We start from the raw sequence: 14066 nt of genomic DNA, 5'->3' as shown, positions 1-14066 counted from the left end.
GGTCGACCATCACGGCCCGCACTTCGATGTGCACGGAATTGGCACGTTGCCCGCGGGGCCGCAGGGACATCCGATTCTATTGCAGGCCGGAGACTCCGACGAAGGTCGCAACTTCGGCGCCCACTACGCCGATGCGCTGTTCACCCTGCATGGGTCGTTGGAGGATGGCCAGCGCTATTACGCCGACGTCAAGGGTCGCGCGGCATCCTATGGACGAAATCCCGACGACCTCAAGGTGTTTCCGGCAGCAACATTCGTGCTCGGTGACACCGCCGCGGAGGCCGACGACAGAGCGCATCACATCCGGCGCCAGCAGGTCAGCGGCCCGACGGCGATCGCGATGCTCGAGCAAGTGTGGGGCCGTGACCTTTCGGACTACGACCCCGACGGACCGCTGCCCAAGGATGATCCGAGCGGCGACACCAGCATCACCCAGGGCCGCGTCCGGCACGGCGACCCGATCGAGGTGGCCCGCCGTTACCGCGAACGCGCTGAGGCGCAGAACCTTTCGATCCGCGAACTGATCATCGCCGTCAGCAGCCGTGAGCAGTTCGTCGGTACCGCCGATCACGTCGCCGCGGAGATCGACCGCTACATTCAGTCCGACGCGTGCGACGGGTTCATTTTTGTGCCGCACCTGACGCCGCACGGCCTGGACGAGTTCGTCGACCACGTGGTGCCGGTGCTGCAGGAACGTTCAGGGTTCCGCACCGAGTACAGCGGAACCACGCTGCGCGAGCATCTCGGGCTGACGGCGCTATAGCGCCAACGCGGTTGCTTGCTTGGTGGCCTCGAGGATCGGGCCACGCCACAAATCGCCATGGCCGGGCAGCAGAATCTCGGTGTCCAGCAGCGCCAGCGCCGCCAGGCTGCGGATGCAGCCATCCTGGTCGTGGCTGAACATTTCGGGCAGCAGTTGCGGCCCGCTGTGCGACAACAACGGATGCCCGGTCACCAACGCATCGCCGCTGACGAGCACCCCGTCGACAAGGTACGAGCAGTGCCCACCGGTGTGGCCTGGTGTGGGGATGGCCATTGGCTGGCCGGGCAATTCAGCGGCCAGCTCGGCGGTCAGCGGCTGCGCGGTGGGGATGCCCTCGCGGCTGAGCCCGCCGTCGCGCACCAGGTGGGCGGTCCACAGTGCCCATCGGGGCCGCCAGATCCGCATCGCGACGTCGATCGGCGACGCCTGCTCCAGATACTCGCGCTTGGCGTGGCCGACCTCGTCGGCGTGACAGTAAACCGGGGTGCCATGGGTTTTGGCGAACCAGATCGCCGAACCGAGGTGGTCGATGTGGGCGTGCGTCAACAGGATGGCCCGCACGTCTTCGGCCTGGTACCCGAGTTGCCGCAGCGAGGCCAGCACGTCGTCGCGGTCTCCGGGATATCCGGCGTCGATCAGCATGACCCCGTGCGCGTCGGCGATCAGCGTCCAGTTCACCGCGCCGCCCTGGACGAGGTGGACGGTCTCGGTGACGGCGTTCAGCACCGGTGCCATGTCCCAGAGTCTAGGCACCGGTCGATGGCAGGCGCGGCGAAGCCGGGCGCAGCGGATCGGCCGTAAACGAGGGGGAGTAGAAACGACAGCGTGGCTGAACTCAAACTTGGATACAAGGCATCGGCGGAGCAGTTCGCGCCGCGGGAACTCGTCGAGCTGGCGGTCGCCGCCGAAGCGCACGGCATGGACAGTGCAACCGTCAGCGACCACTTCCAGCCGTGGCGGCACGAGGGCGGGCACGCGCCGTTCTCACTGGCCTGGATGACAGCGGTCGGTGAAAGGACCAAGCGGCTGCAGCTCGGCACCTCGGTGCTGACGCCGACGTTCCGCTATAACCCGGCCGTCATCGCGCAGGCGTTCGCGACGATGGGCTGTCTCTACCCCGATCGCATCTTTCTTGGCGTCGGAACCGGCGAGTCGCTCAACGAGATCGCCACCGGCTACGAGGGGGAGTGGCCGGAATTCAAGGAACGCTACGCGCGACTGCGCGAGTCGGTGCGGCTGATGCGTGAGCTGTGGCTGGGTGATCGCGTCGACTTCGAAGGCGAGTACTACCACACCAAGGGCGCCTCGATATACGACGTGCCCGAGGGCGGCATCCCGATCTACATCGCCGCGGGCGGACCGCAGGTGGCCAAATACGCGGGCCGCGCCGGTGACGGCTTCATCTGCACTTCCGGCAAGGGCGAGGAGCTGTACAAGGACAAGCTCATCCCTGCCATGAAGGAGGGCGCGGAGGCCGCGGGCAAGAACCCCGACGACATCGACCGGATGATCGAAATCAAGATCTCCTACGACCCTGATCCGGAACTGGCGCTGACGAATACCAAGTTCTGGGCGCCGCTGTCGCTGACGGCCGAGCAGAAGACCAGCATTCACGACCCGATCGAGATGGAAGCGGCCGCCGACGCGCTGCCCATCGAACAGGTCGCCAAGCGCTGGATCGTGGCGTCGGACCCCGACGAAGCCGTCGCGAAGGTCAAGGACTACGTCGACTGGGGCCTCAACCACCTGGTGTTCCACGCGCCGGGTCACGACCAGCGCCGGTTCCTGGAGCTGTTTCAGAAGGACCTCGAGCCCCGGCTGCGACGGCTGGGCTGACCCGCAGCGTGGCCGCTTCCAGTTCAGCGTCGCCGGCCGGCATTTACATCGCGGCGCCGGAAGGAGACACCGGCAAGTCGACGATCGCGCTGGGGATCTTGCATCGCCTGGCCGCCACGGTGGCCAAAGTCGGTGTCTTCCGGCCGATCACGCGAGCCGACTCCGACCGCGACTACATCCTGGACCTGCTGCTGGACCACACCACCGCGGGCTTGCCGTATGAGCGCTGCATCGGCGTGACGTATCAGCAACTGCATGTTGATCGTGACGCCGCGATCGATGACATCGTCGAGCGGTATCACGCGATGGCCGTCGATTGTGACGCGGTGGTCATCGTCGGAAGCGACTACACCGACGTGGCCAGCCCGGCCGAGCTGAGCGTGAACGCGCGCATCGCGGTCAACCTCGGCGCGCCGGTGGTGCTGGCGGTAGGGGCCAAGGACCGCAGCGTCGACCAAGTCGTTCACGCCGTCGAGGTGTGTCTGGCCGAGCTGAGCGCGCAGCGCGCGCATACCGCTGCCGTGGTGGCTAATCGTTGCGAGCCAACCGAATTGGCCGCGATCGCCGACGCCTTGCGTCCGCTCGCGCCGAAGACCTATGCCGTACCCGACGAGCCGCTGCTGGTGGCGCCGACGGTGGCCGACCTGCAGGCGGCGGTGAGCGGCACCTTGGTCAGCGGTGACAGCGAGCTGATGAGCCGTGAGGTGATGGGTGTGGTGGTTGCCGGTATGACGGCCGATCATGTCTTGGAACGGTTGCGGGAGGCCGCGGCGGTCGTGACGCCCGGTGACCGCTCGGACGTGGTGCTCGCCGTGGCCAGTGCCCATGCCGCCGAGGGGTTTCCGTCGTTGTCGTGCATCATCCTCAACGGTGGGTTCGAACTACATCCGTCGGTCGGGGCGCTGGTGGCCGGGCTGCGCCTCCGACTGCCGATCATCGCGACCACGCTCGGCACCTTTGAGACAGCTGGGGCGGTGGGCTCGGCTCGGGGACGAGTCACCACGACGTCACAGCGCAAAATCGACACCGCGCTGCAGCTGATCGAGAGCCACGTCGATCTTTCGGACTTGCTGGCGCAGTTAGCGATTCCGATTCCCAAGGTCACAACGCCGCAGATGTTCACCTACCAGTTGCGCGAACGGGCGCGCGCGGACCGGAAGCGCATCGTGCTGCCGGAGGGTGACGACGACCGGATTCTCAAGTCGGCGGGCCGGCTGTTGCAGCGGGGCATCGCCGACCTGACGATCCTCGGCGACGACATCCAGATCCGCGCCCGCGCAGCTGAACTCGGCGTCAACCTTGATGGCGCGACGGTTTACGATCCCCGCACCAGCGACTTGTGTGACCAGTTCGCCGAGCAGTATGCCGAGCTACGCGCGAAAAAGGGGATCACCGTTGAGCAGGCCCGGGAGATCATCCACGACGTGTCGTATTTCGGCACCATGCTGGTGCACAACGGCATCGTCGACGGCATGGTGTCCGGTGCGTCGCACACCACAGCCCACACCGTTCGCCCGGCGTTCGAGATCATCCGCACCGCTCCAGGGATATCGACGGTGTCCAGCGTCTTCTTGATGTGTCTGCCGGATCAGGTACTGGCATACGGAGACTGCGCAATCGTCCCGGACCCGACCGTCGAACAGCTTGCCGACATCGCGATCAGCGCCGCACAGACCGCCGCGCAATTCGGCATCGAGCCCCGAGTGGCCATGCTGTCCTATTCGACAGGTGAGTCCGGCACCGGTGCCGATGTCGACAAAGTCAGGCAAGCAACCGAATTGGTCCGCACCCGGGCGCCGCAGATTCTGGTCGAAGGACCGATCCAATACGACGCCGCAGTCGAGCCTTCAGTCGCCGCCACCAAGATGCGCGACTCACCGGTCGCCGGCAAGGCCACCGTGCTGATCTTTCCCGACCTGAACGCCGGCAACAACGCCTACAAGGCGGTGCAGCGCAGTGCGGGTGCGATCGCGATCGGCCCGGTGCTGCAGGGGTTGAACAAGCCGGTGAACGACCTGTCTCGCGGCGCCCTGGTCGACGACATCGTCAACACCGTCGCGATCACGGCGATCCAGGCGCAGGGTGTCGATGAGTAGCCCCGTAGTGCTGGTGCTGAACTCCGGTTCGTCGTCGCTGAAATATCAACTGATCGAGCCTGATTCGGGTGGGTCGCTGGCGGACGGCATCGTCGAGCAGATCGGTGAGCCGTCGTCGCCTGTCGCCGACCACGGCGCCGCGCTGCGGGTGGCGTTCGACAAGCTGTCCGACGACGGCATCGACCTGACGGCTTGCGGGCTGGCCGCGGTCGGTCACCGGGTGGTTCACGGCGGGTCGGTCTTCTACCGGCCAACGGTCATCGATGACGCCGTCGTCGCCGAACTCAAGGGTCTGTCGATGCTGGCCCCGCTGCACAATCCGCCCGCCCTGCAAGGCATCGAGGTCGCCCGCAGCATGCTGCCGGCGGTGCCGCACGTCGCGGTGTTCGACACCGCGTTCTTCCACAATCTGCCCGCGGCCGCTGCGACCTATGCGATCGACCGAGAGCTGGCGGAGAAGTGGCACATCCGACGGTACGGATTTCACGGCACCTCGCACCGCTACGTCAGCGAACAGGCCGCCGCGTTCCTCGACCGGCCGTGGGAGAAGCTGAATCAGATTGTCCTGCACCTGGGTAACGGTGCCTCCGCTTCGGCGATCGCCGGTGGTCGCCCCCTCGACACCTCGATGGGACTGACTCCGTTGGAGGGCCTGGTGATGGGCACCCGCAGCGGTGACATCGACGCAGGCATCGTGAGCTATCTGCACCGCGAGGCCGACATGAGTGTCGACGACATCGAGTCGATGCTCAATCATCACTCCGGTTTGCTGGGCCTGGCCGGGGAGCGGGACTTCCGCCGTCTGCGCGAGATGATCGAATCGGGCGACAGCTCGGCACAAGTGGCTTATGACGTATTCATTCACCGGCTGCGCAAATACATCGGCGCCTACCTGGCGATCCTGGGCCGCACCGATGTCGTGAGCTTTACCGCGGGTGTCGGAGAAAACGTTGCCGCGGTGCGCTTGGACGCGCTGAGTGCACTTCAAGGGCTGGGCATCGAGATCGACGAGCAGCGAAACTCGCGGCCTGCCAAGGGCGCTCGGCGGATTTCCACCGACGGCTCGCCCATCGCCGTTCTGGTGGTTCCGACAAACGAGGAGCTGGCGATCGCCCGCGATTGTCTGCGAGCGATCCAGTGCGATATTCCTGAGGGATAGCTGAGGAAAACCCGGGTTCGACTTGGTTTATTCTCAGCAAGGATACGAGAAGGCTCCGACGGGCCGAAACCCGCCGGAGCCGTCCCCTCCCCCCGGCCTAGAACAGCCCCGGCAGCAGTTCAACCACACCATTCGTGAGGTCGGCCGACGAGTTGCCGCCGGCGACCACGCCCGCTACGACGTATGGCCGAAGTGTCTGCTGCATGACCTGCCCTTTGCGCACAGTTGCATCTGGACTGACTGTAACTGAGGCGAAGCTGAGAAACGTCCAATTTTCCGGAAAAGTATCCAGCGTGTTCGGAATGGCGGTCGCCCGACCTCCGCGCAACCCGGCCCAGTTAGAACGTGCTGGTGGGACGGACCCGGTTGGCCATGTCGATCAGCTTGTAGCGATGCGCCTGGGTAGGCGCCGCCCGGGCCAGCCCGCGCAGTGACGCCTCGACACCTAGCCGCAGCCCGTGTTCGGTGAACGGAAAGCCGAGAATGTGGTTGGTACTGGCCTCGTGATCTCCCAGCCAGTCCAGAGCGCTACCGAGCACCAGCGCGCGAATCTGCAGCACCCGGGGCTCGGTCGGCGGCAGCGCCTCTACCCGTCGTGCGGCATCGCGGATCTGGTCTTCGGTGATTTCACTGGCCGAACGGCCGGACAGCAACGTCACCGCACTGGTGAGCCTCGCTGTGGTGAAATACCTTGAGGTGGCCGGGACTTCGTCAAGAGTGCGGACCGCGCCGCCGCGGTCTCCCTCGACCGACTGCGCCCTGGCCAATCCGAAGGCTGCCGAGATCACCCCGTCGTCGGTCTTCCACACCTCCTCGTAGTACTTGTGTTCGTCTGAGCTGCCGGCCAATTCGGCCGTCGCGGCCAGGGCCATCTTGGGCGCCAGCTCGCCGGGGAAGGTATCCAGCACCTCGCTGAAATGCTTGCTCGCCGACTCGTAGTCGGCGGTCAGCAATTCGGAGACTGCGCGATACCAGACCAGCCGCCAGCGCCAGCCGACTCGCTCGGCGAGGTCGTCGAGCTTGCGGGTGGCCTTAGCGACATCGCCGAGATCCAGCAGCGCCCGCACCTCCATCAACGGCAGCTCGATGGAATCCGACAAGTCGATATCATCGGAATCCATTGCGCCGTGGCGGAATGCGCGCAGCGAATCCAACGTCTGCACCGGCTGCGACAGCACCGTCGCCTGCAGCAGCGGTGCGGCGACGTCGGCCGGATCGACCAGCGGCACCTGCAGCGCGGTGACGATCTCCTTGGCGGTCAACTTCTCCGAATGCACATGACCGTCGAGGTACACGTCGGTGTGAGCGACCAACAGTGCTTCCCCGAACGTCGAGCGGCTGCGGGAGAAGATCGTCGACAAGCCCGGCCGCCGGACGCCGGTGTCCTGCGCGACCACCTCACGCAGCACACCCGACAGCTGGCCGGACATTTCCTCGGCGCTGACGAATCGCCGCCGCGGATCCGGATCGATTGCGCGGCGTAGCAACCGACCGAATGAGTCGTATTTGGCGAGCACTGGGTCGTCTTCGGGCAGCCCGTCGACGTAGCGTCCGCCGCGGGCCCGCAATTTCAACGTCAGGGCCGCCAGCGTACGACCGACCGTGTAGATGTCGCTGGCCACCGTCGGTCCGGTTCGCACGATCTCGGGCGCCTGGTACCCCGGTGTGCCGTAGAGATAGCCGAACGAGTTGATCCGCGAGACTGCTCCGAGGTCGATCAGTTTGAGTTGCTCCTCGGTGAGCATGATGTTTTCCGGCTTGAGGTCGTTGTAGACCAAACCGATGGAGTGCAGATAGCTCAGCGCCGGAAGGATTTCCAGCACATACGCGATCGCTTCGGCGACCGGCAGCCGGTCGCCCTTGCGACGTTTGAGTGACTGGCCACCGACGTACTCCATGACGATGTAGCCCACGGGTTCGCCGTGCTGGTCGGTGTGCTCGACGAAGTTGAAGATCTGCACGATCGAGGGGTGCACAACCTCGGCGAGGAACCTCCGCTCGGCCATCGCGATCGCCTGTGCTTCGGCATCACCGGAATGCACCAGGCCTTTGAGCACCACCGGGCGATCGTTGACGTTGCGATCGAGCGCCAGATACACCCAGCCCAGTCCGCCGTGCGCGATGCAGCCCTTGATCACATACTGGCCTGCGACGACGGCGCCCGGATTCAGTTGCGGCAGGAAAGAATACGGGCTTCCGCAGTATGGGCACCAGCCCTCCGACAGCGCCTTGCCTTCCTTGCTGGATCGGCCGACCGGCCGTCCGCAGTTCCAGCAGAACCGTTTGGATTCTGGCACAACCGGATTGGGCATCAACGCTTCGAGCGGATCGATGTCGGGCACCCGCGGAATTTCTACGAGTCCACCGCCCAGCCGTCGCACCGGAGCCCGCGTCGTCGACTTAGCCCGCTCCCGCGGCGTGGTGTCGGCGCTGTGCAGGGCGAAGTCATCGTCGTCATCGTCGAAGTCGGGCCGGAAGATCGCCTGGGTGGCCTGTGGGCGGCCCTGAGAGGACGAGTCCACCATCGCGTCGGCGGGTTGAGTTCCCGGACCGACGTCGTCCAGGTCCTGGCTTTCCGGGTCCACCGGTTGCTCGGTCATCAGTCCTCGTACCTCGGGCTCGGCGGGGCCGGTGCAATCCCGAGTACCGTTAACCATTTGCGGTACAGCGCATTCCAAGTTCCATCGCGGCGGATGCGTTCCAGAGTGCCGTTGACGAAACGAACGAGTCCGGTGTTCTCGAGCTTGACCCCGATGCCGTAAGGCTGGGTGCCCATGTTGGGCCCGACGATGTGCAGGTACGGGTCCTGGGAGACCAGCCCGGCAAGAATCGAGTCGTCGGTGCTGACCGCGTCGACCTGACGCTGCTGCAACGTCACCAGGCAGTCGGCCCAGTTCACCACCTCGACCACAATCGGCGGTGGCGAGATCTCGCGAATCCGGTGCAGCGACGTCGTGCCCTTCGCCACGCAGACCCGCTTTCCGGACAGGTCCGCCGGTTTGGTCACGGGGGAGTCGCGCGAGGCCAGGATGCGCTGGCTGGCATCGAGGTAGACGGTGGAGAAGTTGACCTGCTTGCGCCGCTCGCAGGTGATGGTCATCGTCTTGACGACGATGTCGACTTCCGATTTCTGGAGCGCGGTGATGCGCTCGTCGGACGACAGGATCCGATACTCGACTTGCGATGGGTTACCGAAGATGTCGCGGGCCACCTCGCCGGCGATGTCGACGTCGAAGCCGACGATTTCGCCGGTGATCGGATCGCGGAAGCTGAACAGGTTGCTGCCGATGTCCAGGCCGACGATCAGCCGGCCGCGGGCGCGAATATCGGCCACTGCGGCGTCGGCGTCAGCCGGATTGTCGAACGGGCGCAGGCTGGCGGTGGGGTTGCAGTTGTCGGCGGTCTTGTCCGGCGGCAGCGGCGGTTGCGGGGGCATCTCCTGCATACCGGCCGGGGTGGGCGGCGCCAGCGTCGGGGCAGGGGCCACCAACATGGAACCGGTTTCGCTGCAGCCGGCCAGAATCGCGGCCGCCGTCAGGGCGGCGCACAGGATTCGGAGCGGCCGCGTGGTCATCGGTACTCGCTTAGTCGAGGCCACAACCCGAGAGCGACGGCGACGGCCGCGCCCAGGCTGAGCACGATGGCGCCGACTGTGGCGCCGGACAGTCCCCGCCGGGCGTTGAGGACGTCGTCGCGTAGTTCGTGACGGCTCTGCTCCATGGCCTTCACCAGTGCGCGGTCGAGTTTGTCGAACGCGGGCGTGGAGTCGTTCTCTCCGCTACCCAGGGCCACCTGCGTCGCGGCCCGATAATTACCGACCGAGATGTAGGCGTTGATTCGATCGTCGGCCCGCCGCCACTGAGCCAGCAGTTGAGCGGCATCCTGCAGGTCGCCCTTGTCGACGGCGTCCTGGCGGGCGAGGTATTGGTCGAGCTGCTTGTGCATGGCGTCGATGCGTTCATAGAAGGATTGCTTGCGGGTCTCTTCATCCCCGCGCCGAATCAGCGACAAGGTCTCGTCGGCGCGCGCCTGCTGCGCACTGATGGACATGTTGGTGATGGTCTTCAGTGACTCTGCCGCAGTGTTTTTCGCGCTACGGCTACCGGCAGTGGAAATGGCCAGCGCGGTACCCACCCAGACCACCATAACGAGAATCGCGAGTGCACCGGCGACAAGACCGGGGTTGATCCGCCGGTTGGTGTGCCGGGCCAGCCAGCGGTGCGAGAAGGAGCCGAACACCGCCGTCGCGAGGACGACGAGGATCACCGGAGCCGGGATCTGGGTGGAGGCCGTGGTTTCGGTGTCCACCCGCTCCGAGGTCTCGCTGTACAGCCGCGCGGCGTCCGGCAAGATCGCCGACTGCATCAGCGTGGAGGCTTCGGACAGGTACGACGAGCCGACGGGGTTACCGGCCCGGTTGTTGGTCCGGGCGATTTCGATCAGCCCGGTGTACACCGCCAACTCAGCGTTGACTCTGCCGAGCAACTGCACCAGCGGTTCATCGGTCAGACCGCTGGACGCCCTGGTCACCGCCACTGCGGCGTCGGTGATCGCCTGCTCGTAGCGCTGCCGGACGGCACGCGGCTCGGCTTGCGCGATGAAGGCGGTCGCCGCGGCCGCGTCGGCCACCGACAGCGTGGTGTACAGCCGCCCGGCCGCGAAGGCCAGCGGCTCGGTGTGGTTCAGCACGGTGGTCAGCGCGTGCTGTCGCTGGTTGATCGTGGTCGACGTGGCGAACGCGCTCAGCCCGCCGAGGATTGCCAGAACGAGACCGATGGACAGAATGCGACCCGGCGTCGTGGCAACGAACCACCAGCGGGGGTGGGCCGGCTCAATCGGCGACCGCGAACCAAGCGGCTCAGTCGACGGGTGCGCCAACTCAACGGTCACGTCTTTTCGGACCTCATCTTTCCCAGCATGCTTGTAATGAACTGTATAAGCGAAGTCTAAGAGTGTTTTGCTGAGATGCGGGGACCTGCCCACTCAGATTTCCCGACTTGTTACCCGCCCGCGACACACGGCGGCGTTGGCATCGAGTGCTGCTTATCCTGAACGCGTGCGCGGCGACGGTGACGGATGGGTGGTGTCCGACACCGGCAACCCCTACTGGGGACGGTTCGGCGCGGCGGGCTTGTTGCTCCGGGCGCCGTTGCGTGACGGCACCCCGGCGGTGTTACTGCAGCACCGGGCGCCGTGGAGCCATCAGGGCGGAACATGGGGTCTGCCGGGCGGTGCCCGCGACAGCCACGAGACCGCCGAGGAGGCGGCCGTCCGGGAAGCCCACGAGGAGGCCGGTTTGCCCGGCGAGCTGCTGTCGGTACGGGGAACCGTGATCACCGCCGAGGCGAGCGGCACCCACTGGACGTACACGACGGTCGTCGCTGATGCGGCTGAACTGCTGCAGACCGAAGCCAATCACGAGAGCGCCGAGATGCGCTGGGTCGGTGAAGACGAGGTGGCCGCCCTGCCGTTACATCCCGGGTTCGCGGCCAGTTGGCAGCGCTTGCGGACGGCGCAGGAGGCCCTGCCGCTACACCAGGACGACGAGCTGCGGCGCAGCCTGCCGCGCACGGTCGAGGTCGAGCAAGGGGTCTTCGTGTGGTGCACCGCGGGCCACCCAGATCAGGCTCCGTCGCAGCTGAGCTCCCGGATCAGCTCGCTGCTGCAAGTGCCGAACTGAGCTGCTCCGCCGCGGCTCGGGGATCCTCCGCGCCGGTGATAGCCCGGACGACGACGATGCGCCGCGCGCCGGCGTCCAGCACCTCCGGCAGTCGATCCACGTCGATGCCGCCGATGGCGAACCAGGGTTTGTCGCATGCCAGCTCGGCGGTGGCCCGCACCAGCGCCAGCCCGGGCGCGGTGCGTCCGGGCTTGGTCGGGGTCGGCCAACACGGCCCGACGCAGAAATAGTCGACGTCCTCGGTGACCGCCGCGCCGACCTGCTGACGATCGTGGGTGGAACGACCGATCACCGTGTCCGGGCCGACGATCTCGCGCGCCACGTTCAGCGGCAGGTCGTGTTGGCCCAGGTGCAGCACGGCGGCGCCGGCGGCACGGGCGATGTCGGCGCGGTCATTGACGGCCAGCAGCGCGCCATGCCGCCGCGCCGCGTCGGCGAGCACCTCCAACGCCGCCAATTCGTCGCGGGCCTCGAGCGGGCCCAGCCGGTGCTCAGCGGCCGAGCCCTTGTCACGCAGTTGAATGACGTCGACCCCGCCGGCCAGCGCCGCGTCGGCGAATTCGGCCAGATCGCCATGGTCGCGGCGCGCATCGGTGCACAGATAAAGACGCGCGGTGGCGAGCCGGTCGATCGGTTGATGCACACCGCGACGCTAGCGACTACCCTTTGGAGTCGACACGGGAGTCCCGGGCACGGGGGCTGAGAGTGGACACGACTACCTGTCCTTACCGTCACACCTGATCCGGATCATGCCGGCGAAGGGAGCGGAGATGCCATCGGACTCGGGAACGCTGGCCGTCATCGGCGGCGGCGTCATCGGGCTGTCCGTGGCGCGCCGCGCAGCCCAAGCCGGTTGGTCGGTGCGAGTGCATCGGTCCGGCCGGCCCGGTGCGTCGTGGGTAGCCGCCGGCATGCTGGCACCGCACAGCGAAGGCTGGCCCGGCGAGGAGCGCCTGCTGCGGCTGGGTTTGGAGTCGCTACGGCTCTGGCAGCAGGGCGGATACACCGACGGCCTACCCGGCCAGGTGATCACCGCGCGGGAGTCCTTGGTGGTCGCGATCGACCGTGCCGACGTCGCAGACCTGCGCACGGTTGCCGACTGGTTGTCCGCGCAAGGGCATCCAGTCATCTGGGAATCGGCAGTGCGCGACGTGGAACCGATGCTGGCGCAAGGTATTCGGCATGGCTTCCGGGCACCCACCGAGCTCGCGGTGGACAATCGCGCGCTGCTCGACGGGCTGTCGGCGGCGTGCGATCAACTGGGCGTCGACTGGGACGGCCCGGTTGCCGATCTGGACGCGGTGCATGCCGACGCGGTCGTGATCGCCAACGGAATCGATGCGCCGGCCCTGTGGCCGGGTCTGCCGATTCGGCCGGTGAAGGGTGAAGTGCTGAGGTTGCGTTGGCGGAAGGGGTGTATGCCGTTGCCGCAAAGAGTAATTCGAGCTCGGGTGCACAGCCGTCCGGTTTATGTGGTGCCACGCGCCGACGGCGTGGTGGTCGGCGCGACCCAGTACGAGCACGGTCGCGACACCGCACCTACGGTGTCCGGTGTGCGGGATCTGCTCGACGACGCGTGCACGGTCATGCCGGCGCTCGGCGAGTACGAGCTGGCGGAGTGCATCGCCGGCCTGCGTCCGATGACGCCGGACAACCTGCCCCTGGTGGGACGCCTGGATACCCGGACTCTGATCGCCGCCGGCCACGGGCGATCCGGTTTCCTGCTGGCGCCGTGGACGGCTGAACAGATTGTGTCCGAACTCATCCCGGTTGGAGCCCGCACGTGATTATTCGTGTCAACGCCGACGACCTCGAGGTCGACGACCACACCACAGTTGCGGCGCTGCTGCAGTCGCTGGGCTACCCGGACCGCGGCATCGCGGTCGCGGTCGACCAAGCGGTCCTACCGCGATCCAGCTGGGCCACAGCGCTTTCCGACGGGGCAAATATCGAAGTGGTGACGGCGGTGCAGGGTGGCTGACTCGAAACTGACCATCGCCGGGCGCAGCTTCACGTCTCGGTTGATCATGGGCACCGGCGGAGCGGCGAACCTTGCGGTCCTCGAAGAAGCCCTGGTCGCATCGGGCACCGAGCTGACCACCGTCGCGATGCGCCGCGTCGACGCCGAGGGCGGCACCGGCATGCTCGATCTGTTGAGCCGACTGGGCATCACACCGCTGCCCAACACCGCGGGCTGTCGCGGCGCCGCCGAGGCGGTGCTCACCGCGCAGCTGGCCCGCGAGGCGCTGAACACCAACTGGGTCAAGCTCGAAGTGATCGCCGACGAACGCACCCTGCTGCCCGATGCGGTCGAGTTGGTCCGGGCGGCAGAGCAATTGGTCGACGACGGCTTCGTCGTGCTGCCCTACACCAACGACGATCCGGCGCTGGCCCGCCGGCTGGAGGACACCGGATGCGCGGCGGTGATGCCGCTGGGCTCGCCGATCGGCTCCGGCATGGGCCTGCTGAACACGTACAACCTGCGGCTGATCCGCGAGCGCGCGAACGTGCCGCTGATCCTCGACGCGGGCG

Annotated in this window: 13 protein-coding genes and 1 riboswitch; of the genes, 8 read left to right on the top strand and 5 right to left on the bottom strand. The window is 66.6% G+C overall.

Going from position 1 to position 14066, the window contains the following annotated elements; all coding sequences use genetic code 11:
* The coding region (locus tag VN856_RS27505; protein WP_325695199.1) for an LLM class flavin-dependent oxidoreductase at positions 1-763 on the top strand (763 nt) is incomplete at its 5' end.
* Here the strand turns inward: VN856_RS27505 and VN856_RS27500 are convergent.
* Positions 758-1498, bottom strand: coding sequence for an MBL fold metallo-hydrolase (locus tag VN856_RS27500; RefSeq protein ID WP_325695197.1), 741 nt, complete (start codon positions 1496-1498; stop codon positions 758-760). The two genes, VN856_RS27505 and VN856_RS27500, sit on opposite strands and share 6 nt — an antisense overlap.
* 90 nt (positions 1499-1588) lie before the next feature.
* On the opposite strand from VN856_RS27500, the gene fgd reads away from it, so the two are divergent.
* From fgd to VN856_RS27485, 3 genes are read left to right on the top strand one after another with little or no spacing between them, the layout of a single operon-like run.
* A complete protein-coding gene (gene fgd, locus VN856_RS27495; RefSeq protein WP_325695195.1) occupies positions 1589-2599 on the top strand; it encodes a glucose-6-phosphate dehydrogenase (coenzyme-F420) in 1011 nt (336 codons plus the stop codon).
* Between the two features lie 41 nt (positions 2600-2640).
* Positions 2641-4695, top strand: coding sequence for a phosphate acetyltransferase (gene pta / locus VN856_RS27490; RefSeq protein ID WP_414687069.1), 2055 nt, complete (start codon positions 2641-2643; stop codon positions 4693-4695).
* Positions 4688-5854 carry an acetate kinase gene (locus VN856_RS27485; protein WP_325695191.1) on the top strand — a complete coding sequence of 389 codons (1167 nt, stop codon included), beginning with the start codon at positions 4688-4690 and terminating at the stop codon, positions 5852-5854. Before pta ends, VN856_RS27485 begins: the two co-directional genes overlap by 8 nt.
* Before the next feature lie 338 nt (positions 5855-6192).
* On the opposite strand, the gene VN856_RS27480 is transcribed toward VN856_RS27485, so the two are convergent.
* Genes VN856_RS27480 through glnX form a run of 3 tightly spaced genes read right to left on the bottom strand, consistent with a single transcriptional unit; the run spans position 6193 to position 10744 of the window.
* Entirely contained in the window at positions 6193-8454 is a 2262-nt protein-coding gene (locus VN856_RS27480) for a serine/threonine-protein kinase PknG (protein WP_325695190.1), read from the bottom strand.
* A complete protein-coding gene (locus VN856_RS27475) occupies positions 8454-9428 on the bottom strand; it encodes a glutamate ABC transporter substrate-binding protein (protein WP_325695188.1) in 975 nt (324 codons plus the stop codon). The genes VN856_RS27480 and VN856_RS27475 overlap by 1 nt, the downstream gene beginning before the upstream one ends.
* Complete coding sequence (gene glnX, locus VN856_RS27470; RefSeq protein WP_325695187.1) at positions 9425-10744, bottom strand: protein kinase G-activating protein GlnX; 1320 nt, start codon at positions 10742-10744, stop codon at positions 9425-9427. The genes VN856_RS27475 and glnX overlap by 4 nt, the downstream gene beginning before the upstream one ends.
* A gap of 166 nt (positions 10745-10910) precedes the next feature.
* Between glnX and VN856_RS27465 the strand changes: the two genes are divergently transcribed.
* On the top strand, positions 10911-11534 hold the full coding sequence (locus VN856_RS27465; RefSeq protein WP_325695185.1) for an NUDIX hydrolase: 624 nt from the start codon (positions 10911-10913) through the stop codon (positions 11532-11534).
* On the opposite strand, the gene thiE is transcribed toward VN856_RS27465, so the two are convergent.
* The gene (gene thiE, locus VN856_RS27460; RefSeq protein WP_414687068.1) at positions 11506-12165 is read right to left on the bottom strand and encodes a thiamine phosphate synthase; all 660 of its coding nucleotides are present in this window, start codon (positions 12163-12165) and stop codon (positions 11506-11508) included. The genes VN856_RS27465 and thiE overlap by 29 nt on opposite strands.
* Before the next feature lie 36 nt (positions 12166-12201).
* Positions 12202-12315: riboswitch (TPP riboswitch) on the top strand.
* Here thiE and thiO point away from each other — a divergent pair.
* The 3 genes from thiO to VN856_RS27445 form a co-directional block, all read left to right on the top strand.
* Positions 12305-13321: a glycine oxidase ThiO gene (thiO, locus tag VN856_RS27455; protein WP_325695181.1), complete on the top strand. Its 1017-nt coding sequence runs from the start codon at positions 12305-12307 to the stop codon at positions 13319-13321. Its footprint overlaps the riboswitch before it by 11 nt.
* Complete coding sequence (gene thiS, locus VN856_RS27450; RefSeq protein WP_325695179.1) at positions 13318-13515, top strand: sulfur carrier protein ThiS; 198 nt, start codon at positions 13318-13320, stop codon at positions 13513-13515. The genes thiO and thiS overlap by 4 nt, the downstream gene beginning before the upstream one ends.
* On the top strand, positions 13508-14066 hold a 559-nt coding region (locus VN856_RS27445; protein ID WP_325695177.1), incomplete at its 3' end, for a thiazole synthase. The genes thiS and VN856_RS27445, both read left to right, overlap by 8 nt.

Source organism: Mycobacterium sp., from assembly GCF_035603715.1.
In the GTDB taxonomy this organism is placed as follows: domain Bacteria; phylum Actinomycetota; class Actinomycetes; order Mycobacteriales; family Mycobacteriaceae; genus Mycobacterium.
The sequence above is the reverse complement of the archived record's forward strand: the minus strand, read 5'-3'. Positions and strand labels throughout refer to the sequence as shown.

Coding starts and splice junctions, on each gene's coding strand:
- thiO (WP_325695181.1), top strand. CDS start 12,305: ATGCCATCGGACTCGGGAACGCTGGCCGTCATCGGCGGCGGCGTCATC.
- VN856_RS27475 (WP_325695188.1), bottom strand. CDS start 9,428: ATGACCACGCGGCCGCTCCGAATCCTGTGCGCCGCCCTGACGGCGGCC.
- VN856_RS27485 (WP_325695191.1), top strand. CDS start 4,688: ATGAGTAGCCCCGTAGTGCTGGTGCTGAACTCCGGTTCGTCGTCGCTG.
- VN856_RS27480 (WP_325695190.1), bottom strand. CDS start 8,454: ATGACCGAGCAACCGGTGGACCCGGAAAGCCAGGACCTGGACGACGTC.
- VN856_RS27500 (WP_325695197.1), bottom strand. CDS start 1,498: ATGGCACCGGTGCTGAACGCCGTCACCGAGACCGTCCACCTCGTCCAG.